5 protein-coding genes are annotated in these 3493 nt (G+C 74.0%); all 5 read left to right on the top strand.

Annotated elements, in window-relative coordinates; translation table 11 throughout:
- A partial coding sequence (locus AC0CYZ_RS04115; RefSeq protein WP_472212609.1) for a GntR family transcriptional regulator occupies positions 1–585 on the top strand: 585 nt, incomplete at its 5' end.
- Positions 582–1238, top strand: a complete 657-nt coding sequence (locus AC0CYZ_RS04110) for an isochorismatase family protein (RefSeq protein WP_472212607.1) — start codon at positions 582–584, stop codon at positions 1236–1238. The genes AC0CYZ_RS04115 and AC0CYZ_RS04110, both read left to right, overlap by 4 nt.
- A gap of 22 nt (positions 1239–1260) precedes the next feature.
- Entirely contained in the window at positions 1261–1770 is a 510-nt protein-coding gene (locus AC0CYZ_RS04105; RefSeq protein ID WP_472212605.1) for an HAD family hydrolase, read from the top strand.
- A gap of 61 nt (positions 1771–1831) precedes the next feature.
- A complete protein-coding gene (locus AC0CYZ_RS04100; protein WP_472212603.1) occupies positions 1832–2191 on the top strand; it encodes a CoA transferase in 360 nt (119 codons plus the stop codon).
- 149 nt (positions 2192–2340) lie between these two features.
- The gene (locus AC0CYZ_RS04095; RefSeq protein WP_472212601.1) at positions 2341–3330 is read left to right on the top strand and encodes a hypothetical protein; all 990 of its coding nucleotides are present in this window, start codon (positions 2341–2343) and stop codon (positions 3328–3330) included.
- Positions 3331–3493 lie beyond the last annotated feature (163 nt).

The following is a 3493-nucleotide window of genomic DNA, read 5'->3' as shown; positions in this document are numbered from 1 at the left end:
GAGCTCCCCGCCGGGGCGCGCCTGGGCGAGGTGGAGCTCGCCGAGCGGCTCGGCGTCTCGCGCACCCCGGTCCGGGAGGCGCTCGCGCGGCTGGCCGCCGAGGGCCTGGTCGAGGTGCACGCGCACCGCGGCGCGCGCGTGGCGTCGTTCTCGCCCGAGGACCTCGACGGCATCTTCGACGTCCGGATCGCCCTCGAGCCCCGCGCCACCGGCCGCGCGGCCACCCGCGTCACCGACGCCGACCTCGCCGCCCTCGAGGACCTCGCCGCGCGGATGCTCGCCGTCGGCGCTCCCGGCCCAGCCCAGGACCTCGACGCCCTCGTGCCGCTCAACCGCGAGTTCCACGCCCGCCTGCTCGACGTCGCCGCCGCGCCGGCGCTCTCCGCCGCGCTCGCCAACGTCGTGCACACCCCCGTCGTACTGCGCACGTTCCACACCTATGACGCGGCCTCGCTCGCGCGCAGCCTCGCCCACCACGCCGAGATCACCTCGGCGCTGCGGGCGGGCGACGCGGACTGGGCGTCCGCGGTGATGCGCAGCCACTTGGGCAACGCCCGCGCGGTGATGGTGGGGGTACGGCGATGACGGCCGAGAACCCGCACGGCGCCTCCTTCGCCGGCCGCGTCGGGTGGGGGACGCGCCCCGCCGTCATCGTCGTGGACCTGGTCCGCGCCTACACCGACCCCGGCGGCCCGTTCTTCCTCGGCGGCGAGGACCCCGCGACGCCGGCCCGCGTGCTCGACGCGTGCGCCGCCCTCGTCGGGGCCGCCCGGCCGGCCGGGGTGCCGGTGGTCTGGACCGTCGTGCGCTACGCGCCCGACCTCACCGACGCCGGCTTCTTCGCGGTCAAGGTGCCCGCGCTCGCCTGCTTCGCCGAGGGTGCCGACGGCGGGTGGGGCGAGCTCTCCCTGGCTCCTGCGGCCGACGACGCGGTGCTGGTCAAGCAGCACGCCTCCGCGTTCGCGGGCACCTCGCTCGCGGGGACGCTGCGCAGCCGCGGCGTCGACACCGTCATTGTCGCCGGCGTCTCGACCTCCGGCTGTGTGCGGGCCACGGCGACCGACGCGCTCGCCGAGGGGTTCCGCCCGATCGTCGTCGAGGACGCCTGCGGCGACCGCACCGCGGCGCTGCACCGCCAGAACCTCGCCGACCTGGACGCGAAGTACGCCGACGTCGTCGCGCTCGCGGCGGCGCTCGCCACGCTCCCCGCGCTCTCCGCCACCGCCGCCCCGTCCTGAGCGATGCGGCACGCTGGTCCCCATGACGGTGCTGTCCGCGCCCCAGGTGCCGATGCTCTTCGTCGAGCTCGCCGCCGTGCGGCGGACGGCCGAGGACCTCGGCCGCCCGCTGCGGGGCCCGCTCGACATCGAGCTCCACCTCGACGCCGTCGAGCGGATGCGGCTGTGGAAGGCGGCGGGCGGACGGATCGTCGGGCTCACGCACGTGCCCGAGGTCGCGCGCGGCGAGCTCGCCGAGGACATGGCCACCCGGGCGATGTGGGCGCTGCACGAGCGGGCCGGCAACCCCTTCGACACGCTGGTGCACTGCCCGCACGACCCGGACGCGCCGACCCCCGACCTGTCCCGCTGCTGGTGCCGTCCCCCGAAGCCGGGGCTGCTGATCGCCGGGCAGGAGCAGGTGGCGCTGCGCCAGCGGGAGCGCTACCCGATCTGGATGGCGCTGGTGGTGGCGGCGAGCGCCCCGGTGCGGCAGGCCGCCGAGGACCTGGGGATCGACGTGGTGGACGCGCCGGAGTGGCGCTGGGGCTGACCCATGTGAACGGTTGTGGTCGCCATGGCGACCGAGATCGTTCACATGCGAAGCTGGGACGGTGGTTCGCGTCGCCAACTGTGCCGGGTGGCTGTGGGACCGGTTCTCGGACTGCGGGATGCCCTCGCCGGACGAGGGCTCGGAGGACCGCCCGCGGCTGCCGCCGATCGTGGTGGTGAACGACTACATCGTCCCGTGGCTGGCCCAGGCCGGCGTCGCGGCGGCGCTGCGTCGGCGGGCCGAGGAGGGCGGGTCGTGGCACGTCCACGTCTCGCTCACCCGCGTCGCGCTGTGGATCCTGTCGCTGGGGCTGTTCGACAAGTCCTGGGCGCACGCGGTGGCCGGCACCCCGGCGAGCACGAGTACCTCGACCCCGAGACGTTCACGGCCGCGACGCCGCTGGGGGAGTACCAGGGCGTGACCGACCAGGTCGCGATGTCGGCCACCGAGGGCTCCTACAGTCCCGTGCTCAGCCCACGAGGCGCGAGCCCATGTGCATGGAATTGGTCGTCCTGACGACCAATTTCGTTCACATGGGAGCCGAAGGCTCGCTGGCTGCGTCGAAGGAGCATGCTCCCGACGACACCCTTCCCGTTCCCGACAGCTCCTCGCGACCACGACGAATGGCTCCGGCTCCTCGTACGCCAGCACGGCATCGTCAGCCGCCGCCAGCTCCTGCGTCACGGCTTCACCGACAGCGCGATCAGGGCGAACGTCCGCGCCCGGCGATGGATCCAGGTGCACGGCGGCGTGTACGCCGTCTTCACCGGAGAGCTGAGCGAGGATGCACGGCGCACGGCCGCCGTGCTCGCGAAGTGGCCCGCCGCTCTCAGCCACGACACGGCCGGCGAGATCTGGAACTTCCGCAAGCCCGACCGTGAGCGCCCGATCCACGTGACCGTGTCCTACGCCGCGTCGGGGGCCTCGAGGTCCGGCGTGGTGGTGCACCGTTCGCGGGCGTTCGCGTACACCGTCGTCGAGGGGCTGGACCAGCCGGTCGTCGCCGCCTCGCACACGGCGGTCGACCTCGCCGTCGAGGAACCGACGGCCCGTCAGGCGATGGCGAGCATGCTGCACTGTCTCACGGTGACCAGGCTGCGGCCGGAGTCGGTACGGGCCTCGATCGACCTCCGCCGTCCCCGTCGCTACCGGGACGCACTGCTGGGCGCTCTCGGGTACGCAACCGACGGGGTCAGGTCGAAGCTGGAGGCGATCTACGCGCTGGAGGTCGAGGAGGCCCACGGCCTGCCCCACGGCGAGCGTCAGGTGCCCGTCGACGTGGACGGCTCGACGCGGTACGAGGACGTCGCCTACCGAGTCGGCGACGAGGTCGTCATCGTGCGCCTCGACGGGCATCGCCATCACGCCGACCGCGCCACGACACTCGTCGACCGACGCCGGGATCTCGCCGCCGAGCTCGCCGGCCGTGGTCGCGTCGTTCTCGGCTACGAGGAGACGGCGGCCGACCCGTGTGCACGGGCACGTGAGGTGGCCGCCGTTCTCCGACGCAGGGGATGGGCGGGGGCGCTGCGCGCATGTGAACGATGTTGGTCGCCCTGACGACGAAAATCGTTCACATGGCGCGGAGCGCCTTCACGAACTCCGGGTTGTTCAACGCCCCGGTCCGCGCGGCCCGCACCGTCTCGATCGCCTCGTCGGCGTCGTAGCCCTCGCGGATCAGCGACGCCGCCGCGAGCAGGCCCGACCGGTTGATCCCGGCCGC

It is taken from the genome of Actinomycetospora sp., from assembly GCF_055612215.1.
The sequence above is the reverse complement of the archived record's forward strand: the minus strand, read 5'-3'. Positions and strand labels throughout refer to the sequence as shown.